Genomic DNA, 26,971 nt, shown 5'->3' with positions numbered 1-26,971 from the left:
GCCTTACGCCGTGGCGTTTTCCACGTTCGCCTTCGTGACCGCGCCGGTGCTCACGTCGTAGTGATAGCCCTGCTGACCGAGCTGGGCACTCATCGTTTCGACGATCACGCGCTGCTGGACTTCCTTACGCAGCAGATCGTTCTCGGGGCTGATCTCGCCGAGTTCGGTCGCCAGACGGCGGCTCAGCGAGGCTTCGCCCACGCCGCGCGCATGCACGAGCATCATCTTTTCGTTGGCCTGCACCAGTTGCTGCTTCAGGTTGTTGGCGTAATCGGACCACTTCTTCAGGTTGTCGTGCGCTTCGGCGATGGCCGCTGCCTGCACTTGCGCTTCCTGCGCGAACTGGCTCTTCAGGGCTTCGACGGCTTCTTCGTCGAGACCCGTCGGCGCTGCCGCTTCGTGCTCGACCTTTTCGCCGGCCGCCATGCTCTGCGCGACGAGTTCGGCCGCGTGTTCCTGCACTTCGGTCAGGCTGGCCGACAGGCGGGCGATTTCCGTCGCGCCCGCGTCGCGCTCGTTCGTCAGATTGGTGACCTGAGCCTGCGCCATCTGCAGTTCGAGCGCCGCGGCGTCGCGTGCTGCATGGGCGTCGCCGATCGCTTCGCGCTGGGCTGCATGCGCTTCCTGCTCTGCCTGCAGGGCGACGCGGATCGCTTCCAGCTCGCCTTCGAGGCGCGTGACCGCTTCGGCGTGCGAGGCTTCGAGCGCCGTACGCTGCGATTCGTGCTCCTCACGCGCGGCTGCGGCGGCTGCCTCGGCCTTTGCATCGGCTTTTGCGTCGTACTCTGCGCGCAGCGCTTCTTCGTCGATGGCGTCGTGAGCGGCGCTCTGCGCGATTTCCTCGCCTTCCTGCGGTACAGCTTCCTGCGCTGCCGCTTCAGCAGCGGCGGCTTCCCGCGCAGCCGCTTCCGCAGCAGCAGCTTCGGCAACAGCGGCGGCTTCCGCGGCCGCGGCTTCGACTGCGGCGGCAGCTTCTGCAGCCGCTGCGGCAGCCGCTTCGGCTTCTGCCACAGCCGCTTCGCGTGCCGCGCGCTCCTGCGCCAGTTCTTCGAGCGCGCGGGCCAGATCCGCTTCGAGCTGTTCCACGCGTTCGACCAGTTCCTGCGCGCGCTTTTCAGCGGCGTCGGTACGCTGGACGGCCTGCGCGATATCGTCTTCCAGGCCCGAGGTCGAATCGACCTTGGCGTCCTGGGCCGCCGTCAGGCGGTCGAGCTGGACCTGCAACGAATCCAGTTCCTGAACCGTGTTCTGCAATTCCGACAGTGCGTCGTCGCGTTCGCTGCACGCATCGTCGACGCGCTGGCGCATCGACGCCAGGCGGCGCGCGACCGCGCGTTCAGCCTCGTCCTGCGCGGACGTCCAGAGGCGGTCGAGCGCGTCGCGCATCGTGTCGGTCACGGTCGCGGGCAAAGCCGGACGCTCGATGACCTGCTGCGGGCGCGGAGCACGCGCTTCGCGCCACTTGCGCAGCGACGCAGCGACGGACACCACCGATCCGGTGTGGACTTCGGACCAGATGGCCACAGGCGAGACCGTCTGACCTTCTTCAGCCATCCGGTCCGCAATTTCCGCAACGAGTTCGTCCGTGATCGCAATGCTGCTAGACATATCTGCCTCAATAACGCGTAAGTAAGAGTGGCGAAGACCGTTCGCCGATCGGTGGGTGGGCGCAGTATCACCCCCGCAATACGAAAGATTGTCCGGGAACGGCCGCCTGCTTGATCGGCCGAAAAGCCGGGTTTACAGGGAGCTATTCGCCCGATAGACGCGCAACCCGGTAGCGACTGTCCTATAAGGGTCGCAAGACGATTGCGCACCGGACGATTTTAACCGCTGAAATACCGGTTCCAGAGTTCAACCCGCCGCAGTTCAACCAGCAATCCGGGCACGCAGGTCGGCCAGCGCCGCTTCGGTTTCGCGCTGCAGCGTGCGCACAAGCTCGGCGGCCGGCAATGCGCGGGCGAGCGTCGCCGCCTGCCCCGCCCATTGCGCGCCGTAGCCCGCTTCGCCGTGCGCCTTCGCTGCCGCGTTGAGCGCCTTGCCCGCATCGTAGGCGACGGGATAGGCAGGCACCGCCGGTTTGTCCGCCAGCTCGCCCAGTTCCGTGAACCGGTTCACGAGGCCGCGCGCCATCCGGCCCGATATTGCCGACGTGAATGTGGTGAGCCGAGCGCCGTCGCCAATCAGCGCGCGCCGGTAGCCATCGTCGATGGCGGTCTCCGGGCTCGCGACGAAGGCCGTGCCCAGTTGCCCGGCCTGCGCGCCCAGCGCCAGCGCCGCCGCAATGCCCGCGCCGTCCATGATGCCGCCCGCCGCCACGACCGGCACGTCGAAGCGCGTCGCCAGCAGCCGCGTGAGCGCGAAGGTGCCGAGCAACGGGTCGCGTGCGTCAGGGTCGAACACGCCGCGATGACCGCCGCCCTCGATGCCCTGCGCGACCAGCACATCCACGCCCGCCGCCACGGCCTGCGCGGCTTCGTCCGGGTTGGTCGCGGTGGCGAACAGAAGAATGTCGACGGCATGCAGCGCGTCGATGGCCGCTTGCGGCGGCAAGCCGAAGTGGAAACTCACCACCGCCGGACGCTCCTCGATCAACATCGCCAGCATCGCGGCATCGTCGACGAAGCTCACGTAGATTTCCTTGAGCGATGCGGGCGGCTGCGCGCCGAACTGCGCAAAACGCGGTGCGAGCCACTCGGTCCAGTGGCGGTTGACATCGGCATCGACGCGCGCCGGCCGGTGGCAGAACACGTTGACGTTGAATGGCCGGCTGGTCAGCGCGCGGGTTTCGCGCAGCGTCTTGCGCGCGGTTTCGACATTCATCGCGCCGATGCCCAGCGAGCCAAGGCCGCCCTCGTTCGACACGGCGGCGGCCAGCGCGGGCGTGCTGACGCCGGCCATCGGCGCCTGCACGATCGGACGGGTCATCTGGAGCCTGTCGAGCAGGCGGATGGGCATTGCGTTCATCGATACACCTCGTTCGTTAATCGTCCGTTACGCGCGCGGCATGCTAGCGCGTGCGCCGTTTTGGCTTCGGGCCCAGCTGATCGACCAGAAAGTCGACGAATACGCGCACCCGCGACGTCAGATAACGGCCGTGCGGATACAGCAGGAAGAACGGCCGCGAGCAGCCGCCCTTGTCGGGCAACACTTCCACGAGCCGCCCCGCCGCCAGATCGTCTTCGACGATAAACCGGTAGGTCTGGAACAGACCCGCACTATGCCGCGCGAGCGTGACGCCCGCCAGCACGTCGCCGGATGTGCCATAGCCGCCCAGGGTGGCCAGTTCGAGTTCGTTGCCGCCTTCGTTGAAAAGCCACGGAATATGTCGGCCGCTGCTGGGCAGTTCGAACTGAATGCACTCGTGGTGCTGCAGATCCTCGATGCTGCGCGGCTTGCCCGCGCGCTTCAGATATGCGCCCGTGCCGACGATCACCAGTTCCGCGTCTTCGAGCTTGCGCGCCACGAGATTCGAATCGTCGGGGGCGCGGCCGCGGATGGCCAGATCGAAGCCCTCATCGGCGAAATCGATGTTGCGGTTGCTCAGATGCGTTTCCACCTGCACCTGCGGATACCGCGCGCGAAAGCTCGCCAGCAGCGGCAGGACGCGATAGTGCCCATACGGCGTCGGCATGCTGATACGCAGCATGCCGGCGGGCGTCGTCTGCTGGCCGGTGACTTCGCGCTCGGCATCGACGAGTTGCGCGAGCGCGTCGCGGCACTGTTCGAAGTAGCGCCGGCCGCCATCGGTCAGACGGATCTGGCGCGTGGTGCGCACGAACAGACGCACGCCGAGCCGCGCTTCCAGACGCGCCACCGACCGGCTCACCGCCGCGGGCGTCACGCTCGCCTGCGTGGCCGCCAGCGTGAAACTGCCCAGTTCGGCCGCAAGGCAGAACAGTTCGATGCTGCCCAGTAACAGATCGTCGAAATTGCGTTGCATGGATTCGTGACAGCCGTGACATCGGTTCGTCATGGTAACCGCAGCCAGGCGCCGATCCATCCCGCTCGCCGCACTTGACTTGTTACATGGCGTTGAAAGAGACATGCGCGGCACGGGCTGGCTGCAGCGAGTCGTCACGGCTAGAGTGCGTGGCATCTGAAGCAGCAAAAAGAGGAACGCTGAATGACGATCGAAACCCGCCTCAAGGCACTCGGCTTGACGCTGCCCGAAGCGCCGCAGCCGCTCGGCAGTTATACGGCGGCGAGCGAGGCCGGCAAGCTGCTGTTCATCTCGGGCCAGGTGCCGCTCGTGAACGGCAAGATGGCTTTCAGCGGGCAGATTGGGCGCGACCTGAGTCTCGAAGACGGCCGCGCCGCGGCGCGCATCACGGCGCTCAACGTGCTGGCGCAGATCGCGCGGCACGTGGGCGGCGTGGCGCAACTGGAGCGACTGGAGCGCATCGTGCGCGTGGAAGGCCACGTGAGCAGCACCGAAGGTTTCTACGATCAACCGGCCGTGCTCGACGGCGCATCCGAACTGTTCGCGCAGGTGCTGCGCGACAAGGCCGGGCACGCGCGCTCGGCGTTTTCCCAGACGCAACTGCCCGAGAATGCGGCGCTCGCGCTGGTGGTGATCGCTTCTTTGCGACCGGCTTGACAGCGGGCAGACGCGACGCAACCCGCCAGCCACGTGCTTCATGCCGGCGTGAGAGAATCGCCGGATGCGCTCAAGCGCCCCATTTCTGGAACCACCATGTCCCAAGCATCTCCCGCAGCCCAGCCGCTGCAAATCGACTTCATCTCCGATATCGCCTGTCCGTGGTGCGCGATCGGTCTCGCCTCGCTGCAACGTGCGCTTGAAAACCTCGGCGATGCCGCCGACGCGCGCGTTGTCGTGCATCCCTTCGAACTGACGCCCGATATGCCCGCGGGCGGCGCCTCGCTGGTCGACTACCTCGGCAAGAAGTACGGACGCACGCCCGAACAGATCGCCGAAACCCAGGAAGCGATCCGCGAGCGCGGCGCCAGCGTGGGCTTCGCTTTCGGCCCGCGCACGCGGGTCTACAACACCTTCGACGCGCATCGCCTGCTGCAGTGGGCCGGTCTCGAAGGCAAGCAGCTTTCGCTCAAACTGGCGCTGCTGCGCGCCTATCACGGCGATTGCCTCGACGTGAGCAACCACGACGTCCTGGTGCAGACCGCCCAGTCGGTCGGCCTCGACGCCGATGCCGCGCGCAAGGTGCTGGAGAGCGACGCTTTCGCCGACGAAGTGCGCGCCGAGGAAGCCCAGGTGCAGGCGATGGGCATCCAGTCGGTGCCGGCCATCGTGTTCAATCAGCAATATCTGATCAACGGCGGCCAGCCGGTCGAAACGTTCGAAAACGCAATCCGGCAGATTCTGGCGGAGCCGCAAGAGGAAGGCGAAGAGTAAGACCAAAAGTCAGCGTCAGCGCAGACAGCTGGCGCCACGAGGCAGCGACGGGCGATCGACGCAGATCGAACCATCACCCGGGGAATTCACATGACCGCCGTTTCGGCCTTCAAGCTCGTCCTGCTTTCCCTGATCGCGATTGTGGCGCTGGAACTGCTGGCGCGGCGGCTGCGCCTGCCGCCCGCTGCGGCGCTGCTAATGGGCGGCGCGGCCATGGCGTTCGCACCGGGCTTGCCGCCCGTCGTGCTCGATCCCGATCTCGTGCTGATCGTGTTTCTGCCGCCGTTGCTGATGGACGGCGCCTACTTCTTCGTCTGGGCCGACTTCAAACGTCATATCACGCCGATCCTGTTGTTCGCGATCGGCGCGGTGGCGTTCACCACCTGGGCGGTCGGCCTGGTCGCCCACTGGGTCGTGCCCGCGCTGCCGTGGGCCGTGTGCTTCGCGCTGGGCGCGGTGGTCTCGCCGCCCGACGCCGTGGCCGCGCGCGCCGTGCTGGAGCGCCTCGCGCTGCCGCGCCGCATCATGGTCCTGCTCGAAGGCGAAAGCCTCCTCAACGACGCCGCCGGCCTCGTGCTGTTCCGTTTCGCCGTGGCCGCCGCGCTGACCGGCGCTTTCAGCACCTCGGGCGCCCTGCTGACCTTCGCGGGACTCGCCATCGGCGGGATCGCGGTCGGCTGGCTGGTCGGCTATCTCGCGGTCAATCTGCTGCGCCTGCTCGAAGACGACTATCTGATCATCACGGTTGCCGTGAGCGCCGGCTGGTTCAGCTATATCGCCGGCGACATGGCGCATGTCTCGAGCGTGATCGCCACCGTCACTTGCGGCATGTATCTGGGCTGGCATCAGCACGACATCTTCACCGCCCGCGTACGCATGCGCGGCACCGCGTTCTGGCAGGTGCTCGTGTTCGTGCTGGAGGCGCTGGTGTTCGTGCTGATCGGGCTCTCGCTGCGCGGCGTGATCGTGCGGCTGGGCGGCGCGGGCGAGGCTTTCGCCCAGCTCGGTCCCGCCGCGCTGGCTGTGGTGGCGGCCGTGGTGCTCTCGCGCTGCATCTGGACTTTCGGCATCGAAGCGATCCGAGCGTTCGCGCATCGCCTCATGCCGCGCCGCGTGCTCGACGCCGACTTCCGCGCCGCCGCCGTCGTCAGTTGGGCGGGCATGCGCGGCGTGGTCACGCTGGCGATCGCGCTGACCTTGCCCGAGAGCCTGCCGGGGCGCGACCTGATCCTGTTCGCGGCGTTCGCCGTGATTCTTTTCACCGTGCTGCTTCAGGGCGTGACGATCGGCCCGCTGATCCGCCTCGTGCGCCCGCTGCAGGACGCCCAGGCCGGCGCGGCCTACCTGAGCGAGCCGCAGGTCTGGGCCCGCATGCTGGCCGTGCAGCTCGAAACGATCCGGCCGCTCGTGCACGGGCCGGACGGCAGCGTGATCCATCCGCGCCTGCTGGAGCAATACACCTACCGCGCAACCATCTCGCAGCAGTTCGAGCACGCCGAAACCCTGCCCGTCGATGTCCGCACCGCCCATTACGATGTCGTGCTCGCCGCCGTGCACGCGGGCCGCACGGAAATCCTGCGCATGCACCGCGCCGGGCTGATCAGCGACGCCTTGCTGCACGCCGTCGAACACGATCTCGATCTGGAAGAACTGGGCGCGCAGCACGCGCGCGGCTAGGCTTCCTACGACATCCGCACCACACTTGCCCGCCTTTCCCGGCCAATCTCGGGGCTTTGCGGTCCGTATCCGTTAAAATCGCGGCACGCGCGGCGCGAACCCCCGATCCATCGATCAGTCCGTTCAGCGCCGCCCGATCCATTCCTGCCGCCTTTGCGCGGCATCCGCCCCAACCGGGGCGCGAGACCCAGCATGACGAATACACCCACCGCCACGTCCTTCAGCGAGCTTGCGCTCGCGCCCGCCACGCTCGAGAACCTCAGCCGGCTCGGCTACGCCGAAATGACGCCGATCCAGGCCGCCAGCCTGCCGATCGCGCTCGCCGGCCACGACCTCATCGCGCAGGCCAAGACCGGCAGCGGCAAGACTGCCGCCTTTTCGCTGGCGCTGCTCGCGAAGCTCGACGTGCGCCGCCTCGACGTCCAGGCGATGATCCTCTGCCCCACGCGCGAACTGGCCGACCAGGTCGCGACGGAAATCCGCCGCCTCGCGCGCGCCGAAGAAAACGTCAAGGTGCTCACGCTTTGCGGCGGCACGCCGATGCGCCCGCAGATCGCCAGCCTCGAACACGGCGCGCACATCGTCGTCGGCACGCCTGGCCGCATCATGGACCACCTGGAGCGCAGCATCCTCTCGCTCGACTCGCTCAACACGCTGGTGCTCGACGAAGCGGACCGCATGCTTGACATGGGTTTCTTCGACGATATCGCCAAGGTCGCGCGCCAGTGCCCGAAGGATCGCCAGACCCTGCTGTTCTCGGCGACCTATCCCGAAGGTATCGCCAAGCTGAGCCAGCAGTTCCTGCGCAACCCGAAGGAAGTCAAGCTGCAGGAACGTCACGACGACAGCAAGATCCGCCAGCGTTTCTACGAAGTGGAAGAAACCGGCCGCCTGCACGCCGTCGGCCAGTTGCTCAACCATTTCCGCCCGGTCAGCACGATCGCGTTCTGCAACACCAAGCAGCAATGCCGCGATCTGCTCGACGTGCTGCGCGCGCAGGGCTTTCACGCGCTGGCGCTGCACGGCGAACTCGACCAGCGCGAGCGCGATCAGGTGCTGATCCAGTTCGCCAACCGTAGCTGCTCGGTGCTGGTGGCGACCGACGTGGCCGCGCGCGGTCTCGACATCGCCCAGCTCGAAGCCGTTATCAACGTGGATGTCACGCCGGACCCGGAAGTCTACGTGCACCGCATCGGCCGCACGGGCCGCGCGGATCAGGACGGCTGGGCGCTGTCGCTGGCGACCATGAACGAAATGGGCCGCGTGGGCGGCATCGAACAGGCGATCAAGCGCGAAGTCGAATGGCATCCGATCGCCGAACTCAAGCCCGCCAGCAACACCCCGCTGCTGCCGCCGATGGAAACCGTGCAGATTCTGGGCGGCAAAAAGGAAAAGATCCGTCCGGGCGACGTGCTCGGCGCGCTCACGGGCGAAGCCGGCTTCACCGGCGCGCAGATCGGCAAGATCAACGTGACGGAATTCTCGACCTATGTGGCGGTCGAGCGCAGCATCGCGCGCGACGCCGTGCGCAAGCTCAACGCCGGCAAGGTCAAGGGCAAGAAGGTGCGTGCGCGCCTGATGGACGAGTGAGGATGCACGCGTAAAGCCGGGTTGCGGCGAAGCCGATCGATGAGTTCGATGAACTAGAATGCTGGGTTCACCGCTCATCGATTAGCTTTTTTCATGCTTATCCCGCATGACCGCACCCGGAGGCCGCAGCGATGCTCGAACGCATCCATCTCGTGATCATTCGCGAAGTCGAGCGTCAGGGCTCGCTCACAGCCGCCGCCGGCACGCTGTTTCTCACGCAATCGGCGCTGAGCCATACCGTCAAGAAAATCGAGCAGCAGCTCGGCACGCCCATCTGGGATCGTGAGGGGCGCAGCCTGCGGCTCACGCAGGCGGGGCATTATCTGCTCGCGCTCGCCAACCGCCTGCTGCCGCAATTCGAGCACGCTGAAGCGCGCATGAAGCAATACGCCGACGGCGAGCGCGGCACGTTGCGCATCGGCATGGAATGCCATCCGTGCTACCAGTGGCTGCTGAAAGTGGTGTCGCCGTATCTGGCGCGCTGGCCCGATGTCGATGTGGACGTCAAGCAGCGCTTCCAGTTTGGCGGCATCGGCGCGCTGTTCGGTTACGACATCGACGTGCTGGTGACGCCCGATCCGCTCATGCGCCCCGGCCTGCACTTCGAACCCGTGTTCGACTACGAACAGGTGCTGGTGGTCTCCGAGCGTCACGCGCTCGCGGGCGCGCGCCACGTGAAACCCGAGCAACTCGCCGACGAAACCCTTATCACCTACCCCGTCGAGACCGACCGGCTCGACATCTACAACCAGTTCCTGCGCCCGGCGGGCGTGACGCCGCGCCGGCACAAAACCATCGAAACCACCGACATCATGCTGCAGATGGTGGCGAGCGATCGCGGCGTGGCCGCGCTACCGCGCTGGCTCGCCGACGAATACGCCGAGCGCATGCCGGTGGTGAGCGTGAAGCTGGGCAAGCAAGGCATCGCCAAACAGATTTTTCTGGGCACGCGCGAGGCCGATGCATCGATCGATTATCTCGGCGCATTCGTCGAACTCGCGCGGAGTTCGGACTGGCGCGGCGCGCGCGTGCGTTGATCCGATGCGCGCGGCGGCGCGTGATGAAGGGCTGGCACGTGCTGCAGCATCTCGAACATCGCCGCGACCATGGCCGCGCCGTCACGCACGAAATCGACATGTTGCGGCATGAGCAGATTGTCGCGAATCAGACCTGACACCTGAGCATGCAGCAGCGCGGCGGCGAGGCGCACATCGAGCGTGGGCGCAAGCTGCTTGCGATGCTTCGCATTGCTCAGACCGCGCTCCAGATTCTCCAGACCATCGCGTGCGTATTCGCGCATGCGGCTGGCCACCGGCGCCATGTCGTCGACCAGTTCACAGCGATTGAACACGATCTCGGCGACCCGGCGGCGACGCGCATCGCACTGGGCATCGCGCAGACAGACGAGAATCGCGCGCTGCATCGCGGCCAGCGGCGCCTGCGCCTGCGGATCGATGGACGCGCCGATCAATTCTTCCAGCGGCAAACGCGTGCGCTCCAGCAGCGCTTCGAGCAGATCGGCCTTATTGCGGAAGTGCCCGTAGATCGCGCCGCGCGTGAGACTCGCGGCATCGGCGATATCGGCCAGCGTGGTGTGCGAGACGCCATGCAGGGCGAACAGCGTTTCAGCGCTATCGAGCAGACGGGTGCGGGTTTCCTGCGCCGCTTCTTTGCTGCGTTTTGCCATTCAGATCGCGCTTGTGCCGGCGGGGATGCGGTTCGGTGCGGGATCGTTCTCGCCTTGCAGCACGCAGGCTGTGCCGCCTGGCGTGTACATGCTGACCACGCAACGGTTGCAGGACGTGCAGCCTGAGACCGCTTCTGTTTCGCTTTTTAGCCGATTGACGAAGCCGGGCTCGAATAACAGCGCGCGTGCCAGCGCTACGGCGTCGAAACCCTCGTTCATCGCCTGCGCCACATTGGCCGCCGAACGCACGCCGCCCAGATAAGCCAGCGGCAAATCGACTGCAGCACGCACCTTGCGGGAATGCTCGAGGAAATACATCTCGCGAAAGCCGTCGAAGCGCGGCTCGGTGAGTTTCTGCAAGTGCATGGCTGCGCGAACGATGGGATTTGCAACATTCGCGCGCGCCTCGGCCGGCAATGGACTGCCGAAAAGCTGCCAGACGGATTCGACGTTCATGCCGCCGCTGAGCACCAGCATGTGCGCGCCTTCGGCTTCCAGCCGTTGCGCGACTTCTGCCGCGTCTTCGGCGGTGCTGCCGCCTTTCACGCCTTCGGTCACGCCGATCTTGCAGAGCACGGCGCAATCGCGGCCGACGGCGTCCAGTACCTGGCGCAGCACGCGCAAGGGAAACTGCGCACGTTGCGCGGCCGTGCCGCCGTAGGCATCGCGTCGCCGGTTATAGAGCGGCGAGAGAAACTGACTGAGCAGATAGCCGTGGCCCATGTGGATTTCCACGGCGTCGAAACCCGCATCGCGGGCGTGGCACGCAGCCTGGGCGAACTGGGCTGCGCATGCCTGCATGTGCGCTTCGTTCATCGCCAGCTTGAAGAACCGGCCGCTCATCAGGCCGACTTTGTTGATGCCTCCCGATGCGCTTAGCGGGCGTTTGGTGGAGAGCTCCGGCAGGAATGTGAAGCAGCCGCCATGCGTGATCTGTGCGCTGGCTGCTGCGCCGTGGCGATGCACTGCGTCGGTGAGTGCGCGGAATGCGGTGCGGGTGCTGCCATTCAGTTGGGGTTGGTCGATGAAGGTGCGGGCGTCCGGGCTGATTGCGCAGTAGGCGACGGTGGTGAGGGCTGCGCCGCCTGCTGCGGTGGCTTCGTGCAGGTTCAGCAAGGCTTGCGATGGGACGCCGTGCGGCGCCATGCCCTCGTTTGTCGCCGATTTGATGAAGCGGTTGCGTAGGGTGAGTGGGCCGAGTTTTAGTGGGCTGAATGGGGTGGGCTCTGGGTCGAGGTCTGCGGTCATTTTTCTTCCGCAATGTGGTAGTCGTCTGGGCCCCAGTAGGCGCGCATGCTTGTGATCTTGCCTTCGGTGTTGAATTCCATGACGTCGGTGACGTCGATGTGGGCTGGGGTGCCTTCTGGGCCTTTTATATGCACCTTGAAGGTGATCGTCGCCGCGTTCGAGTGGGAGCCTCGCGGTGGGGCGATTAATTCGAGGCGGGCGCCTAGTGAGGTGGCGTGAGCGTAGAAGGCGGTTATTTCTGCTCTGCCGCGTTTTAAGGGGGTGCCTACGGGGTCTTCTATTGTGGCGTCTTCGGAAAACAGCGACACGATGCGGGGGGTGTCGGAGGCGTTGAAGGATTCTATGTAGTTCAGGAGGGTGGGTTTCATTTTGGTTTGCTCTTTTTCTTTATTTGGGGTGCTTAGTAATTGCTTTTTGCTTGTTTAATTGCGGGGTTGGCATTTCCTTGTGTTCGCGTCGGTCTATTAGCGTTGCCCCTGTGCGGGGCGGCACCTACTTTCTTTGCGGCGGCAAAGAAAGTAGGCAAAGAAAGCCGCTCACACCGCCAATGTGACGCAGTCCACAACCAGCCTTTAAGGGGGAATGGTATAGGGGCGTCCGTCACCTCGCACCTTCAAAGGTAGTGACAAAGCCGTCATTCATCCCGTTGCTCGCTGCGCGCGCAACGGTTGGGTTTGCCACGGAAACCAGCAAACCTTCGGTTTGCGTTATGCCTCTCGGGGCGCGTAGCGTCCCCGGGTGGGCGGGCGCCTTGTCACTCAGTGGTATGGCGCGAGGGACCGGATGCTCCTATACCTTTCCCCCTTAAAGGCTGTTTGTGGACTGCGTCATTCTGGCGTTTGTAGCGGCTTTCTTTTGCCTACTTTTCTTTGCCGCTGCAAAGAAAAGTAGGTGCCGCCCCGCACAGGGGCGACGCTAATAGACCGACACGAAAACAAGGAAATGCCAACACCCCAAGAAAAACAACATCAACGAGCCGTATACCCCCCATCAATCACCAGCTCAGTCCCAGTAACATACCTCCCCGCCGACGAAACAAGATAAAGAATCCCCGCCGCAATATCCTGCGGATCACCAATCTTCCCCATCGGCACCATCATCTTCATCTGCCCAAAAATCTGCTCAGGATCGCCCAGCTTTTCAAAAGCCTCCTCAATCAACGGCGTCCTGATAAACCCTGGATGCACAGAATTAGCCCGAATATTCTGCGCCGCATACAGCATGGCATCGGTTTTAGCCATCAACCGCACCGCCCCTTTAGAAGCATGATAAGCCGGCACATCCGGCCCACCCACCAGCCCATACATGGAAGACAGATTGACGATCGACCCGCCGCCCACATTCTGAATAGCCGGAATCGCGTGCTTGGTGCAAAGAAAAACGCCCGTCACATTCACATCCATCACCTGCCGCCACTGCTCAAGCGACATCTGATGCGTAGGCACATTCGCCCCTTCAATCCCAGCGTTATTCACCAGCGCATCAAGCCGCCCAAAGCGCGTAACAATCTCCCCGAATACACGCTCGACTTCCGCTTCCTGCGTGACATCGAGCCGCCAGAAATAAGCCTTCCCGCCCGCAGCCACAATCTCGGCCGCCAGTTCCTCGCCGTGCGGCGACACATCGAGCACCGCCACCGCGGCTCCAGCCGCCGCTAAAGTACGCGCCGTCTGCGCGCCAATGCCGCGCGCCGCGCCCGTAATCGCCGCCACCTTGCCGCTCATATCGAAGAGTTGCTGCGTGATCGTCTGCAGGTTGCTCATGCTGTCTCCTTGTCGTTGTGTTCAATGCTCGCCGGCGCGGTCTGCAACCCCGCCAGAAAATCCAGGCACTCGCGATTGAAGTAGTCGCGATGCTCCACCATCACCCAATGCCCGCAACGGTTCATCAACACGAATCGCGCGTCTTCGCAATGCTCCAGAAAATGCATCGCGCCACTCACCGGATTAAAACGGTCATTGGTGCCCCAGAAACCCAATACCGGGCAACGCAATTCCGCCAGCCGTTCGGTCAGGTTCGGCACCCGCATCGTCGCGAGCACTTCCGGCGGCTGCGTTTCGCACACTTTGAGGCGCTCTTCCACCAGTGCATCCGTCACGAGCGCACGGTCATGCACCAGTAGCTCCAGCAGATAACGCATCGTCTGCCGGTTCATCTGACGATTGGTGAACAGCGTCACCATCTTCTGGATGCCTTCCATGCGGAAGTAGGTTTCGCGCTCCTCCACGCCGCCTGGCGCCATCATGATCAGCGCAGAAACGTCGTCCGGGTAATCGAGCGCGTATTTGAGCGCGATCGCCCCGCCCAGCGAATTGCCGAGCAAGGTGGCGCGCCCCACGCCCAATGCGCTCAATTGCGCGCGCAATGCGGCCACGAAGTAGTCGAGCGTGTACTGGGCATCCGCGGGTTTCGACGATGCACCATAACCCGGCAGATCCACCACGATAACGCGGTAGCCCGCCGCCGCGAACTGCGGATAGTTATGGCGGAAATTGCTGATGCCGCTGGCGCCGGGGCCGCTGCCGTGTATGAACACGACCGGCTCGCCGCTGCCCGCTTCGACATGATGCAGTTTCAGGCCGCCTGGGGCATCGGTGTATGCGCCGATAGCGCCAGCGGGCAATGCAGTATTCGGGGTTGCTGTCATGCGCGCGTGTCTCCTGTTTTTTGCCTGGCCCGCCTCGCCGCGGCAGCGCGGGACCGGCCTGCCAACGATGATCGGGGGCACGAGCACGCGCCGCATCGTCTTTTCAGACTAAGAAACCACCCGGGCTTTTCTCTACCATCGGCCTCGATCTTTTCTTCTTCTGGAGACGGGCCATGACAGCCTTCGATTCAAACAGTCAATACAGCGGCAAAACCGTACTCGTGACGGGCGGCACACGCGGTATCGGCGCCGCGATTGCGCACGCGTTCCGCCGTGCAGGTGCCATCGTTTATGTCTGCGGACGCAGCGTGCCCGAGCCAACCCATAACACCGATTGCGCCGATGAAACCGGCTTGCACCCGCTACGCGCCATCGCCGCCGACGTGCGCGACATCGATGCCATCGACGCGCTCATCGCCCGCATCGACGCCGAAACCGGCCGGCTGGACGTGGTCGTGAGCAACGCGGGCGGCGCGCCCTTCGCGCTCGCAGCGCAGGCGTCGCCGCGCTTCACCGAATCTGTGATCCGCCTGAATCTGATCGCGCCGCTCTGGCTCGCGCAACGCGCCAACGCCGTCATGCAGCGCCAGCCCGAAGGCGGCGTGCTGCTGTTCGTGGGCAGCGTGAGCGGCTTGCGTGCGTCGCCGGGCACGGCAGCCTACGGCGCGGCGAAAGCCGGCGTGCTCAACGCCGTGCGTTCGCTCGCGGTGGAATGGGCGCCGAAGGTCCGCGTCGTCGCCGTGAGCCCGAGCCTCGTGCAAACGGACGCTGCAACCGCAGACCACATCGGCGAGGAAAGTCTGCTCGCGGCGGCGGCCACCGTGCCCGCCGGTCGTCTCGCGATACCCGATGACGTCGCGCAGGCTTGCCTCTTTCTCGCGTCTCGCGAGGCGTCGTATGCGTCGGGCTCGAATCTCGTGCTGGAAGGCGGTGGCGAAGTGCCCGCGTTTCTCGCGGCCACGGCCGCAGGAAACGCCTTCGAGCGTGCATAAGCACAGATCGACCGCCATCGCTGCACACGATCACTGAGGGGAACCAGGTAGTCCGTTTTGACGATTCTCGCTGCGCACGCGCCCCCTAACCTCTGAGCACACCGACGCCACGACAAAACCACAACGGAGCCTCAGAGGAGACGCAATGAGAATCGACACACCGCGCGCATTACGACCGATCGCATTGGGACCGATCACTGCCGCCTGCCGGCTCGCCCTGGCTGCCGCGTGCGTGAGCGCCGCGGCGCCTGCCTGGGCGGGCGACACGCTCGCACTCGGCGCGAACACCACGCTCGACTACAACTTCACGATCGGCTACGGACTGGGCATCCGCACGCATTCGCCCAGCGGCAATCTGCTTGGCCCGGACAATATCAACGGCGACGACGGCGACCGTAACTTCAAGTCCGGCAAGCTTATGCAGAACCAGGCCAATATCCTCGGTGAAGTCAATCTCAAACACGATGACTGGGGCGTATTCGTGCGTGCCGATGCGTTCTACGATCAGGTCTATCACCGCCCGAACTACAACGACGCGCCCGACACCGTCAATCACTCGGGCGCCTATAACCAGTTCACCGGCGATACGAGTTACTGGGCTGGCGCGCGCCCGCAATTGCTGGCCGCCTATGCGTACAACACCTTTCACATCGGCAAAACCAACCTCAATGTGAAGGTGGGCGACCAGGTGCTCGCATGGGGCGAAAGCGTGTTCTTCCCGAATATCGCAGGCGCTCAAGGCCCCGCGGACGCCACGAAATCCTATGTCGCCGGCGCCGAAGTCAAAGACATTCTGCTGCCGGTTCCGCAGATTTCGGCGCAATGGCAACTCGCCACCAATTTCAGCCTGCTCGGCTATTGGCAATTTGCTTTCGAGCACAACGATCTCACTGCGCCGGGCAGCTATTTCAGCTATTCGGATGTGACCGGCCCCGGCGCGCAATTCCTGATCGGACCGGGCGGTACGCTGATTCCTCGCGGCGCGGACATCAAGCCGAATAACAACGACCAGTGGGGTATCGGTGCGCGCTGGCGTGTATTCGGCGATACGGAAATCGGCGCCTACTATCTGCATTACAACGACATGAATCCGAGTGTCGTATTCAGTTATTACCCGACACTCCAGTATCAGCAAAAGTATTTCGATCACATCAAACTCACTGGCTTGAGCTTTTCGACCGAAGCGGCGGGCGTGAATATCGCGGGCGAAACGTCTTATCGCCAGGGCGCGGCCGTGCTGGTCAACGCGCCAACCGGCGCCACCGCCACGCGCGGCGATGTCTGGCAATCGAATCTTTCCGCCATCTATTCGATCGGCCCGACATTTCTCGCGGCCTCGCAAACGCTGGTCGCGGAAGTCTCCTATGTTCACACCGGCAACGTCACGCCGGTCAATGGCTCGACCACGCTCGCCAATACGCGCAACGCCGCCGCATTCGAACTGGCGTGGACGCTCAGCTACAAGAACGTATTCAACGGCTGGGATATGGATGTGCCGCTCACCTACTCCGACGATTTCACGGGTAAATCGGCGCTGTCCGGCGCGCTCGGCTCGCTCACCGGCGTGGGCGACCATCGCTTCACGGTAGGCGTCGATTTCACGCGCCTCTCGAATCTCAAACTCTCGCTGGTCTACGCGAAGTTCCTCGGCACGCCGGACCCGGTACAGCGTCCGCTCGCCGATCGCGATTACGTACTCGCTACCGCCACGTATTCCTTCTGAATACCGGCCTTATTTTCACTGCAAGAGGAATGGTCATGAGCAGAACCTTTCATTACGCCATGCAAGCCTGCGCCCTCGCGGCGGGCGTCGCGCTTGCCGCAGGCACGTTTGCCAAAACGAGCGCCGCCGATCTCGCGAAACTCGACAGCACGCTCACGCCGATGGGCGCGGAACGCGCCGGCAACGCCGACGGCAGTATTCCCGCGTGGACCGGCAAGTATGTCGGCACGCCCGCGGGTGTCAACTACAAAGCTGGCGAGCGCTATCCCGATCCGTATGCGAGCGACAAGCCGCTTTTCACGATCACCGCGCAAAACATGCAGCAATACGCAGCGCGCCTGAGCGACGGCGAAAAGGCTTTGTTCAAGAAGTACCCGGATACCTTCAAGATCACCGTTTATCCGAGCCACCGCGACTTCGCGTATCCGGACGCCGTCTACAAGGCGATTCGCACCTACGCGCCCAACACGGTGATGACGAAAGACCAGAACGGCCTGAAGGACTTCCCGCCCGTCACGCCCTTTCCGGTGCCGAAGAACGGCGTAGAGGCGATGTGGGATCTGCGCTTCGCCTCGATGATCGAATCGGAAAACGCCACCTATGATCAGGCGGTGGTCTATCCAGACGGCAATATCGCCTGGGGCAAGGTGCAATATTCGATTTACGGGCCGCGCGCGACGGTGCCCTTCCAGTCGGACAGCAAACTCAATGGCCGTAGCTTCTTCCGCCAGACCACGGTGCTGCCGCTTTCCGATCGCGGCACGATTATTACGGGCTACGAAATGTGGGATCAGGAAGGCTCAGACACGCGCCGTACCTGGTCGTATAACCCCGGCACGCGGCGGGTGCGCCAGTCGCCCGAATTCGGTTTCGACCAGCCCGAAGGTCCGGGCGGTTTCCGCACGGTGGACGACGACCGTCTCTTCAACGGCTCGGGTGAACGCTACGACTGGAAGATCGCCGGCAAACGTGAAATTTACGTGCCGTACGACAACTACCGCATGATGGACCCGTCGATCAAGTACACCGCGTTGCTCACCAAGGGCCATGAAGACATGCAGACGATGCGCTTCGAACTGCATCGCGTCTGGGTACTCGAAGCCACGCTCAAACCGGGTTTCCGCCATCAATACGCCAAGCGCGTGCTGTATCTGGATGAGGACACCTGGAACGCCGTCGCCGCCGACAACTACGACGCACGCGGCACGCTCTGGCGCACCAACTTCGCGCCCACGCTTTACGCGTTCGATGCGAAGACCTTCTATTCGACTTCGGTGTTCTATCACGACCTGATCTCGGGCGCCTATTACGCGGACCGCCTGACGAATCAGGAGCCGATGCCGGTTCTCACGCCCACCACGCAGACCAACGAGGCCTATTACTCGCCCGACGCGATTCGCGGCGACGGCGTCTGACGTCAGCCGCCCTCTCACGCCCGCCTGTCTTTACGCAGGTGGGCGCTTTTACGTGTTTTCACGTGCTTTTACGTGTTTTCACGTGCTTTCACGTGTTTTCACGCTTCGAACGAAGCGCTTTTCATCCCATCGTCATGACATCAGCCCAACTCGCGGCGCTTGGCGACGCGCTCTACGCCGCCTGGCGCGAGCGCACGCCCATCGCACCGCTTAGCGCGCGTCTACCCGCGCTGCCGCTCTCCGACGCCTATCGCATCCAGCAACACTACATCGCACGCCGCGTGGCCGCAGGCGAAACCGTCGTCGGCAAGAAGATCGGCGTGACGAGCCAGGCCGTGCAGGACATGCTCGATGTGCGCCAGCCCGATTTCGGCATGCTGCTTTCCGGCATGCAGTACGAAAGCGGCGCGGCGATTCGCGCCGATACGCTGATCCAGCCGCGCGCCGAAGGCGAGATCGCGTTTTATCTGCGCCGCGACCTGTGCGGCCCAGGCGTCGACCGCACCGAAGTGCTGGAAGCCACCGAAGCAGTGGGCGCCTGCTTCGAGATCGTCGATTCGCGGATTCGCGACTGGGCGATCCGCATCGGCGATACCGTGGCCGATAACGCCTCCAGTGGCGTGTATGTGCTCGGCCGCGAGCGCGTCGCGCCGCATGCCGTGGACCTCGCAGCCTGCCGCATGCGTATCGACAAGAACGGCGCAAACGCGGGTGAAGGCATAGGCGCGGCCGCACTGGGCCACCCCGCCGATGCCGTCGCCTGGCTGGCCAACACGCTCGGCGAGCTGGGCATGCCGCTGCTTGCGGGCGAAGTCGTGCTGTCGGGCGCGCTGGCCGCGCTGATTCCGGTGACGACGGGCGACCGGCTATCGATGCAGATCGAAGGTATCGGCGGCTGTGAAGTGAGTTTCGTCTGACCGGCAAATAACTCATCAGCAATCCGAATGATTTGAAACAGGATTTCGACAAGGACACTCCATGAGCAAAATTCCATGCGCGCTGATCGGCCCTGGCAATATCGGCACCGATCTGCTTTATAAACTGCGCCGTAGCGCCGTGCTCGACCCCGTCTGGATGGTGGGCGTCGATCCGTCTTCCGATGGACTCGCACGCGCCCAGGCGCTGGGCCTCAAGACCACTGCCGAGGGCATCGACGGACTGTTGCCGCATCTGCAAGCCGACGGCATCCGTATCGCCTTCGACGCCACTTCGGCTTATGTACACCGCGAGCACTCCGACAAACTCACGGCGCGCGGCGTGCGCGTGATCGACCTCACGCCTGCTGCCATCGGCCCGTTTTGCGTGCCGCCCGTTAATCTCGGCGAGTTTCTGGCCGACACGCCTAACGTCAACATGGTCACCTGCGGCGGCCAGGCGACGATTCCGATCGTGCACGCCGTCGCACGCGTTCAGCCTGTGGCCTATGGCGAGATCGTCGCGACGGTGTCATCGCGCTCGGTTGGTCCGGGCACGCGTAAAAATATCGACGAATTCACGCGCACCACTTCGCGTGCGATCGAAACCGTGGGCGGGGCGCAGCGCGGCAAAGCCATCATCGTCATCAACCCCGCCGAGCCGCCGCTCATCATGCGCGACACGATTCACTGCCTGACCGTCGACGAACCTGATGTCGAAGCGATTACCGCATCGGTGCATGCGATGGTGAAAGAAGTGCAGCGCTACGTGCCGGGCTACACGCTCAAGAACGGCCCGGTGTTCGACGGCAAACGCGTCTCCGTATTCATGGAAGTCGCGGGCCTGGGCGATTACCTGCCGCGCTACGCGGGCAATCTCGACATCATGACGGCCGCCGCGGCGCGTACCGGCGAGATCTTCGCCGAGCAGATGCTGGCTGCGGTCTGAAATCGCACACGAGGGAACGACGATGCAAAAAACTGCTGAAAAAGACGCTGTAAAAGCCACTCACCCGCTCGCTGGCAAACGCATCACCGTGCACGACATGACGCTACGCGACGGCATGCATCCCAAGCGCCACCAGATCTCGCTGGATCAGATGCGCGCCATTGCACGAGGACTCGACGCCGCTGGCGTGCCGCTTATCGAAGTCACGCACGGCGACGGCCTGGGCGGGGCATCGGTCAATTACGGCTTTCCGGCGCATAGCGACGAAGCCTATCTGGAAGCGGTGATTGGCGAATTGAAACAGGCGAAGGTATCGGCGTTATTGCTGCCGGGCATCGGCACGGTCGAACATCTGCGCATGGCGCACGGCCTGGGCGTGAATACGATCCGCGTGGCGACGCATTGCACGGAAGCCGACGTATCGGGCCAGCACATTGGCCTCGCACGCGAACTGGGCATGGATACCGTGGGCTTTCTGATGATGGCGCACATGGCGCCGCCAGAATTGCTCGTGCAGCAGGCGAAGCTCATGGAATCGTATGGGGCGAACTGCATTTACATTACCGATTCGGCGGGCTACATGCTGCCCGATGACGTGAGCGCGCGCCTTGTGCCCGTGCGCGAAGCACTGCGGCCGGAGACCGAACTCGGCTTTCATGGCCACCATAATCTCGCGATGGGGATTGCCAACTCACTCGCGGCGATTGCCGCTGGCGCGAATCGTATCGATGCGGCGGCCGCTGGACTTGGCGCGGGCGCAGGCAATACGCCGATGGAAGTTTTCGTGGCCGTATGCGAGCGCATGGGCATTGAAACGGGAGTGGATGTCTTTGCGATTTCCGATGTTGCCGAAGACCTCGTCATGCCGATCATGGATGCGCCAATTCGTATTGATCGCGATGCGCTGACGCTGGGTTATGCCGGGGTTTATTCGTCGTTCCTGCTGTTTGCCAAGCGTGCTGAAGCCCGATATGGCGTGCCGGCGCGGGACATTCTTGTAGAGATGGGGCGACAGCGGCTCGTGGGCGGCCAGGAAGACATGATCGAGGACACCGCGATTACGTTGGCACGCGAGCGTGGTTTGAGTGTTGCTGTTTGATTGTTTTGTTTCTTTTGCTTCTTTTGCCTGCTATTTCGGATACGCGCGCTGTCGCTGGATGGTGCGCGTTTTTTCTTTTTTTGCGGAATTTATGACTCGAACTCTATTCAAGCTTCAGATTGCGGGTGTGTCGCTTTGCATCGGATTGGCTGCGGGCGGTGCATTCGCTCAGGATTCCGATCGCCCGGTTCCTATGCAGCATATCCAGAATCTGCGCGATCTGGGCGGCCTTGTGGGCGCCGACGGCAAGGTGATCGCGCCACATCGACTTTATCGCAGCGGCAATCCTGCGTTAGGGACGGCTGGGGATTTTGAGCGGCTCGATGCAATGCGGCTCGACGCGGTGGTCGATTTTCGGGCCGATAGCGAAAAGACTTCGGCTGAAGCGGCTTTTGCTGAGCGATTTCCGTGGCGTGCCGATCCTGTGCTTGCTGGCGATCTGTCGCCGGCTGCGATCGTGCCGATGCTCAAGCGGTCTACGCCTGCGCAAATGCATGCGTTTATGGTGGGGATTTATCGGCAGTTTCCGGTGGACTATCAGGAGCAGTTTACGCGCTTTTTGAAGCGTGCTGAGGCCGATCAGACTTTGCTCTTTCACTGTACCGCAGGGAAGGATCGGACTGGGTTTGCGACTGTTTTGCTGCTTTCTGCGTTAGGGGTGGATCGCGCTACTGTCGTTGCTAACTACCTTGAGTCTAATCGGGTTAATGCGGGTTATAACGCTTTGGCGATTGCGCAGTTGCGGGAAATTGGGGTGGAGCCGGCGGTGGCCTTGCCTTTGCTTGAGGTGGATGCTGACTATATTGGCGCTGCGATGCAGGTTATTGATGCGCGGTATGGTGGGATGCAACGGTATTTGCGCGATGTGCTGCATGTTGATGTTGATTTGATTCGGCGGAATTATCTTTTGGGGCGTGGGGTTGCTTTTTAGTTTTTCTTTTGTTTAATTGGGGGGTTGGCATTTCCTTGTGGTCGTGTCGGTCTATTAGCGTTGCCCCTGTGCGGGGCGGCACCTACTTTCTTTGCGGCGGCAAAGAAAGTAGGCAAAGAAAGCCGCTCACACCGCCAATGTGACGAAGTCCACAACCAGCCTTACGCGGGGAATGGTATAGGGGCGTCCGTCACCTCGCACCTTCAAAGGTAGTGACAAAGCCGTCATTCATCCCGTTGCTCGCTGCGCGCGCAACGGTTGGGTCTGCCACGGAAACCAGCAAACCTTCGGTTTGCGTTATGCCTCTCGGGGCGCATAGCGCCCCCGGGTGGGCGGGCGCCTTGTCACTTAGTGGTATGGTGCGAGGGACCGGATGCTCCTATACCTTTCCCCCTTAACGGCTGTTTGTGGACTGCGTCACACTGGCGGTGTGAGCGGCTTTCTTTTGCCCTACTTTTCTTTGCCGCTGCAAAGAAAAGTAGGTGCCGCCCCGCACAGGGGCGACGCTAATAGACCGACACGAACACAAGGATACGCGCCACCGCCAGAGATGCGAAAAAAATCACCCCTCAAAAACATGATGCAAAGGCGGCACACTCCCGCCGTCCCTAACGGTAATCTCAAACACCTTCCTCTGCCGACTAGAAACCCGCACATCCCCCACATCAAGATAAAACTGCCCATACCAATCCCGCATCTGATAAAGCGGGCCATCCCCCTCACAAAGCAGCGGATTATCGATCCGCGTCTTACTATCCCAGATCGCCACATCCTCATAAAAAGCGGCCTGCGCCTGCGCCACATAAGCCCTGGCGATCTCAAGATTCTGCTCCTCGGAAACCCCGGCAATCTTCTTGACCATCACCCCATAGCGCAGCTCGAAGCTATTCATATCGATCGGCACATGACAGTTCAGCAAAATCGAGTGAACAGGATACCCGCCACTCTGCCCAGTCATTTCGGTAATGTGATAAGCCGGCCCGAAATAAGTCGACAACGCCACCAGCTCATCGCCGCCCAGCCGCTCGCTACGCCCCACCAGCAATTGGGTCGCCTTATGATCCTCAAAGAGATTCGCAAAGTAATCAACCGGCGCGCCATGCACGGTCCCGAAGTGCGCCATATCGGAGATGTTATCCACCAGCTCGCGGCAATTCGTGCCGATCACCATCTTGTCGACAACCCAATCCGACCACTCATCGGATTCACACGCGGCAATCGCAGGAATCGCCACATCGGCGGTCGGCTCACCGCCTTCGGGATCGTGCCAGACAAACAGCAGTTGATTCTGCACACACGTATGCCATGTGCCGATCTTTGCTTTCGGTGGAATGCGTTTGCAATAAGGTATCGACTGGCATTGCCCATCTCCGTCCCATTGCCAGCCGTGAAACGGACATACCAGCGTATCGCCATCAACGCGGCCGGTTGAAAGATCGGCGCCCATATGCGGACAAAAGCCGTCGACGATACGAATGCGGCCCGTAGAATCGGCAAACGCCGCGAGCCGTCGGCCGAATATATTCAGCGTGTGCGGCTGCCCGTCCTGATACTCGCTTGCGAGGCCAAGGCAGTGCCAGCCCCGGGCGTAGCGTTGTACGAGCGGCTGGGCTTCGATCTTGTAGGGACGTGCGGACATAGGTTCTCCTCCTGTTTGAATGGAGCGCGTGGCATATAAGATTGCTCATGCCACCTTAATCGCGCGCCGCGCACCATTCATCGTCCCGACGGACTAGGGACGAACGAGGAGAATATGACCGCTGGTTCACTCAGTCATCGCACTTGATGTCCTGCTTGCGCACCACGATGATGAGCGGATAAGTACCGTGTTCGAGTTCGATGCGCGCGACCACCGTGGTCGTCACCGGGTCGCTGTCGTCGTACACGCTAACCTTGTCGTTGCGCAGGTTGACGAGGCCCACGCAACCCGTGGCGCGCCCGTCGTCGCCAACACTGCAGTCGATCTGGTGATCGGCGAAATAGCGGTAGCGGTCGCGCTCGGGCAACGCCAGATATTCGCGCATGCTGGCCGCCGCGCCCGCCACTCCGCTAGCGCGGCCAATCGAGCATTCCTGTTGCGATGATGCCGCGTCGCTCGCGCTCTGAGCATGCGCGAGCGGACTGCCGATGGCAACGGCCGCAGCAAGGGCGGCGAAAACTGAAGCAAGGTATTTCATGGCGCGAATCACGTTAATCGATGCGAAGCCTCGATTCTAACGGCATCGCGCCCGGGTCACAGCGAAGTCCTTACTGGCCCGCCTGCACCACCGCCGCGCCGCGCACCGTTTGCTGGCTGCCCAGCACCTCGCGCCGCTCCGCGCGCTCGACACCGAGCCACGCTGCCAGCGCCGGCAGCAGAAACACCGCGCCAAACAGGTTGACCAGGAACATGAAGGCCAGCAGCACGCCCATATCCATCTGAAACTTCAACGCGGAAAGCGCCCACGTACCCACGCCGATAAACATCGTCACCGCCGTGAACAGCGCCGCCGTGCCACGCTGGCGCATGGCCGCGCCAAACGCCTCTGGCAGCGGCGCGCCCGCGCGCAATTCGTGCTGCAACCGCTCGTACAGATAGATTCCGTAATCGACGCCCACACCCACGCCAAGCGTAATCACCGGCAACGTCGCCACTTTGAGGCCGATACCCAACCAGGCCATCACCGCATTGCAGAGTATAGAAACAATCGTCAGCGGCACGATGATGCACAATACCGCGCGCCACGAGCGGAACGTCACGAAACACAGCAGCGCGATTGCGCCAAAGATCGACAACAGCATGGAGATTTCCGCATCGGCAACGGCTTCGTTGGTCGCCGCCATCACGCCCACGTTGCCGCCCGCCAGGCGAAACGCCACGCCCTTTGTTTCGTCCTCGGCAGCGAAGCGCTTGATCTCGTCGACGATGTGCGCGATCGTGCGCCCTTCGTGGTTATCGGTGTAGATCAGCACCTGGATCGCCTGGCAGTTTTCGGTGTTCATGCCGTTGTCGGGATCGAATGCGCTCGCGCCCTGCGTCAAACCATCGCTCGAGCGCGGCAACGCTGCCCAGTGCGGATTGCCCTCGTTAAACGCGGCAATCGACACGTTGGCCAGCGACGGCACACTCACCACCGACTGCACACCGGCCACGCCACGCATCTGCATTTCAAAACGCTCGATCGCGCTCATCACCGGGTAATGAAGGCAGGCATCGTCATAACCTTGCGTTTCCACGATCACGGCGAGCGCATCCACGCCGATGTTGTACTGACTCGTGATGCGCGCGTTGTCCACGTTATAGCGCGAATTCGCACGCAATTCGGGCGCACCCGAACCGATATCGCCGATCTGCAATGCACGCGATGCCTGTGCGCCAAACGCCAGCAGACCGAGCGCCAATGCGAATACGCCCAGCGCCGGCAGCGGCCTCGCGAAGACACCAAAGCGCGCCCAGCCATCCGCTTTAGCACCGCTCTGGCCACGCACCGCGCGACGCTGCGCACGCGCTAATGCACTGCGTTCAAGACGCGTGTACGAAAGCAGAATCGGCAAAAACACCTTGTTGGTGACGATCATCAGCAACACGCCCAGGCATGCCGTAATGCCCAGTTCTCGCACGATATCGATGCGAATACGCATGATCACCATAAAGCCCAGCGCATTTGTGAGCAGCGCAACGGTGCCCGGCACAAAGAGTTTTCGAAATGCGTCGCGCGCCGCATCGCTCGAATTGAGTCCAGTCGCAAGGGCCTGTTTCCACGCATTGGTCATTTGCACCGCATGCGATACACCGATCGAAAAAATCAAAAACGGCACGAGTATCGACATCGGATCGATACCTAGCCCGAGCATCGGCAATGCGCCCAACAACCACACTACCGGCAGCAACGCCACGCACAACGCAAGCGCCGTCGTGCGCAGCGAACGCGTATAGGCCAGCAGCAGCAATGCCGTAATCGCAAACGCAATGCCGAAAAACACCATCACGCCCGCAATACCCGCTTCCACATCGCCCACCAGTTTCGCAAAGCCGATAATATCGACTTCGACATTCTGCCCGGCATAACGCGTGCGAATCTGTTCGAGTTGCTTCGCCACCGCGCTATAGTCGAGCCGCTTGCCAGTGACGGGATCGGTCTCGCGCAATTCCGCACGAATCAGCGCGGCCTTCAGGTCGTTGCTCACCAGCCGGCCGATCTGCCCGGATCGCGCCACGTTGCGGCGCACCTTCGCAAGGTCGTTCGGATTGTTGCTGCTGAACTGGCCGGGCACCACCACGTCGCCGCGAAAACCTGCTTCCGTCACCTCCGTGTAGCGCACGTTCGGCGTGAAAAGCGAAAACACGCGCGAGCGATTCACGCCCGGAATAAAGAACACATCGTCCGTCGCGTGACGCAGCGCGTCCATGAACGGCTCGTTGTAGATATCGCCTTGCCCCTTCCAGCGCAGACTCACGAGGACCGTGTTCGCGCCCGGAAACGCACTCGCGTAGCGATTGAACACCTGCATATACGGGTGTTCCATCGGAATCATCTTGTTGAAGCCCGGATCGAGCCGCAGCCGCGTGGCCGAATAACCGAATGCAGCCGTCAGCGCCATACAGATGGCGATCAGCGCGAGACGATGACGCATGATCGCGCCGGCGCAGCGGTCCACGAAGCGCGCGAGCGCGGAAAGTCGGGAATTGGCGGTCATGTGCTAGCCTTTTATTTCGCAGTACGAGGTATAGATAAACAGCCCGGC

At 62.9% G+C, this 26,971-nt stretch carries 23 protein-coding genes; 12 read left to right on the top strand and 11 right to left on the bottom strand.

Translation table 11 applies throughout. The annotated features are described in order from the left end of the window. Window positions 1–3: 3 nt before the first annotated feature. From U5A67_RS23850 to U5A67_RS23840, 3 genes are all read right to left on the bottom strand, one after another. Complete coding sequence (locus U5A67_RS23850; RefSeq protein WP_321816121.1) at window positions 4–1,608, bottom strand: DNA-binding protein; 1,605 nt, start codon at window positions 1,606–1,608, stop codon at window positions 4–6. Between the two features lie 261 nt (window positions 1,609–1,869). Next, a complete protein-coding gene (locus tag U5A67_RS23845; RefSeq protein ID WP_321816120.1) occupies window positions 1,870–2,967 on the bottom strand; it encodes a nitronate monooxygenase in 1,098 nt (365 codons plus the stop codon). 43 nt (window positions 2,968–3,010) lie between these two features. Further along, window positions 3,011–3,943: a LysR family transcriptional regulator gene (locus tag U5A67_RS23840; RefSeq protein WP_321816119.1), complete on the bottom strand. Its 933-nt coding sequence runs from the start codon at window positions 3,941–3,943 to the stop codon at window positions 3,011–3,013. Between the two features lie 183 nt (window positions 3,944–4,126). On the opposite strand from U5A67_RS23840, the gene U5A67_RS23835 reads away from it, so the two are divergent. The 5 genes from U5A67_RS23835 to U5A67_RS23815 all read left to right on the top strand — a co-directional run bounded on the left by U5A67_RS23835 (window position 4,127) and on the right by U5A67_RS23815 (window position 9,678). Continuing rightward, window positions 4,127–4,600, top strand: coding sequence for a RidA family protein (locus tag U5A67_RS23835; protein WP_321816118.1), 474 nt, complete (start codon window positions 4,127–4,129; stop codon window positions 4,598–4,600). Between the two features lie 96 nt (window positions 4,601–4,696). Continuing rightward, the gene (locus U5A67_RS23830; RefSeq protein ID WP_321816117.1) at window positions 4,697–5,374 is read left to right on the top strand and encodes a DsbA family oxidoreductase; all 678 of its coding nucleotides are present in this window, start codon (window positions 4,697–4,699) and stop codon (window positions 5,372–5,374) included. A 90-nt stretch (window positions 5,375–5,464) separates the two neighbouring features. Next, on the top strand, window positions 5,465–7,051 hold the full coding sequence (locus U5A67_RS23825) for a Na+/H+ antiporter (RefSeq protein WP_321816116.1): 1,587 nt from the start codon (window positions 5,465–5,467) through the stop codon (window positions 7,049–7,051). A gap of 192 nt (window positions 7,052–7,243) precedes the next feature. Beyond that, a complete protein-coding gene (gene dbpA / locus U5A67_RS23820) occupies window positions 7,244–8,641 on the top strand; it encodes an ATP-dependent RNA helicase DbpA (protein WP_321816115.1) in 1,398 nt (465 codons plus the stop codon). 131 nt (window positions 8,642–8,772) lie between these two features. Further along, complete coding sequence (locus tag U5A67_RS23815) at window positions 8,773–9,678, top strand: LysR family transcriptional regulator (RefSeq protein ID WP_321816114.1); 906 nt, start codon at window positions 8,773–8,775, stop codon at window positions 9,676–9,678. Here U5A67_RS23815 and U5A67_RS23810 read toward each other — a convergent pair. The 5 genes from U5A67_RS23810 to U5A67_RS23790 all read right to left on the bottom strand — a co-directional run bounded on the left by U5A67_RS23810 (window position 9,615) and on the right by U5A67_RS23790 (window position 14,223). Beyond that, on the bottom strand, window positions 9,615–10,328 hold the full coding sequence (locus tag U5A67_RS23810) for a TetR family transcriptional regulator (protein ID WP_321816113.1): 714 nt from the start codon (window positions 10,326–10,328) through the stop codon (window positions 9,615–9,617). The genes U5A67_RS23815 and U5A67_RS23810 overlap by 64 nt on opposite strands. Beyond that, window positions 10,329–11,576, bottom strand: a complete 1,248-nt coding sequence (locus U5A67_RS23805) for an NADH:flavin oxidoreductase (protein ID WP_321816112.1) — start codon at window positions 11,574–11,576, stop codon at window positions 10,329–10,331. Further along, entirely contained in the window at window positions 11,573–11,944 is a 372-nt protein-coding gene (locus U5A67_RS23800) for a nuclear transport factor 2 family protein (protein ID WP_321816111.1), read from the bottom strand. Before U5A67_RS23800 ends, U5A67_RS23805 begins: the two co-directional genes overlap by 4 nt. A 600-nt stretch (window positions 11,945–12,544) precedes the next feature. Further along, window positions 12,545–13,339 (bottom strand): glucose 1-dehydrogenase, encoded by a 795-nt coding sequence (locus U5A67_RS23795; protein ID WP_321816110.1) that lies wholly within the window; start codon window positions 13,337–13,339, stop codon window positions 12,545–12,547. Continuing rightward, entirely contained in the window at window positions 13,336–14,223 is an 888-nt protein-coding gene (locus U5A67_RS23790) for an alpha/beta fold hydrolase (protein ID WP_205987763.1), read from the bottom strand. The genes U5A67_RS23795 and U5A67_RS23790 overlap by 4 nt, the downstream gene beginning before the upstream one ends. Window positions 14,224–14,396: 173 nt before the next feature. Between U5A67_RS23790 and U5A67_RS23785 the strand changes: the two genes are divergently transcribed. The 7 genes from U5A67_RS23785 to U5A67_RS23755 all read left to right on the top strand — a co-directional run bounded on the left by U5A67_RS23785 (window position 14,397) and on the right by U5A67_RS23755 (window position 22,246). Then, a complete protein-coding gene (locus U5A67_RS23785) occupies window positions 14,397–15,215 on the top strand; it encodes an SDR family oxidoreductase (RefSeq protein ID WP_321816109.1) in 819 nt (272 codons plus the stop codon). Between the two features lie 145 nt (window positions 15,216–15,360). Next, a complete protein-coding gene (locus U5A67_RS23780) occupies window positions 15,361–16,938 on the top strand; it encodes a DUF1302 domain-containing protein (protein WP_205987765.1) in 1,578 nt (525 codons plus the stop codon). A gap of 35 nt (window positions 16,939–16,973) precedes the next feature. Beyond that, window positions 16,974–18,353, top strand: coding sequence for a DUF1329 domain-containing protein (locus tag U5A67_RS23775; RefSeq protein WP_321816108.1), 1,380 nt, complete (start codon window positions 16,974–16,976; stop codon window positions 18,351–18,353). Between the two features lie 134 nt (window positions 18,354–18,487). Beyond that, complete coding sequence (gene dmpE / locus U5A67_RS23770) at window positions 18,488–19,270, top strand: 2-oxopent-4-enoate hydratase (protein WP_321816107.1); 783 nt, start codon at window positions 18,488–18,490, stop codon at window positions 19,268–19,270. A gap of 61 nt (window positions 19,271–19,331) precedes the next feature. Continuing rightward, the gene (locus U5A67_RS23765; RefSeq protein ID WP_321816106.1) at window positions 19,332–20,216 is read left to right on the top strand and encodes an acetaldehyde dehydrogenase (acetylating); all 885 of its coding nucleotides are present in this window, start codon (window positions 19,332–19,334) and stop codon (window positions 20,214–20,216) included. Between the two features lie 22 nt (window positions 20,217–20,238). Beyond that, window positions 20,239–21,315, top strand: a complete 1,077-nt coding sequence (dmpG, locus tag U5A67_RS23760; protein WP_205987769.1) for a 4-hydroxy-2-oxovalerate aldolase — start codon at window positions 20,239–20,241, stop codon at window positions 21,313–21,315. Continuing rightward, window positions 21,302–22,246, top strand: coding sequence for a tyrosine-protein phosphatase (locus tag U5A67_RS23755; RefSeq protein WP_321816105.1), 945 nt, complete (start codon window positions 21,302–21,304; stop codon window positions 22,244–22,246). The genes dmpG and U5A67_RS23755 overlap by 14 nt, the downstream gene beginning before the upstream one ends. 562 nt (window positions 22,247–22,808) lie before the next feature. Here the strand turns inward: U5A67_RS23755 and U5A67_RS23750 are convergent. The 3 genes from U5A67_RS23750 to U5A67_RS23740 form a co-directional block, all read right to left on the bottom strand. Further along, window positions 22,809–23,885, bottom strand: a complete 1,077-nt coding sequence (locus U5A67_RS23750) for a Rieske 2Fe-2S domain-containing protein (RefSeq protein ID WP_321816104.1) — start codon at window positions 23,883–23,885, stop codon at window positions 22,809–22,811. A gap of 130 nt (window positions 23,886–24,015) precedes the next feature. Beyond that, on the bottom strand, window positions 24,016–24,423 hold the full coding sequence (locus U5A67_RS23745) for a hypothetical protein (protein ID WP_321816103.1): 408 nt from the start codon (window positions 24,421–24,423) through the stop codon (window positions 24,016–24,018). Between the two features lie 70 nt (window positions 24,424–24,493). Further along, window positions 24,494–26,923 (bottom strand): efflux RND transporter permease subunit, encoded by a 2,430-nt coding sequence (locus tag U5A67_RS23740; protein WP_321816102.1) that lies wholly within the window; start codon window positions 26,921–26,923, stop codon window positions 24,494–24,496. Between the last annotated feature and the right edge of the window lie 48 nt (window positions 26,924–26,971).

The organism is Paraburkholderia sp. J69-1 (assembly GCF_905220255.1).
In the GTDB taxonomy this organism is placed as follows: Bacteria; Pseudomonadota; Gammaproteobacteria; order Burkholderiales; family Burkholderiaceae; genus Paraburkholderia.
This window is presented reverse-complemented; position numbering and strand designations above follow the sequence as displayed.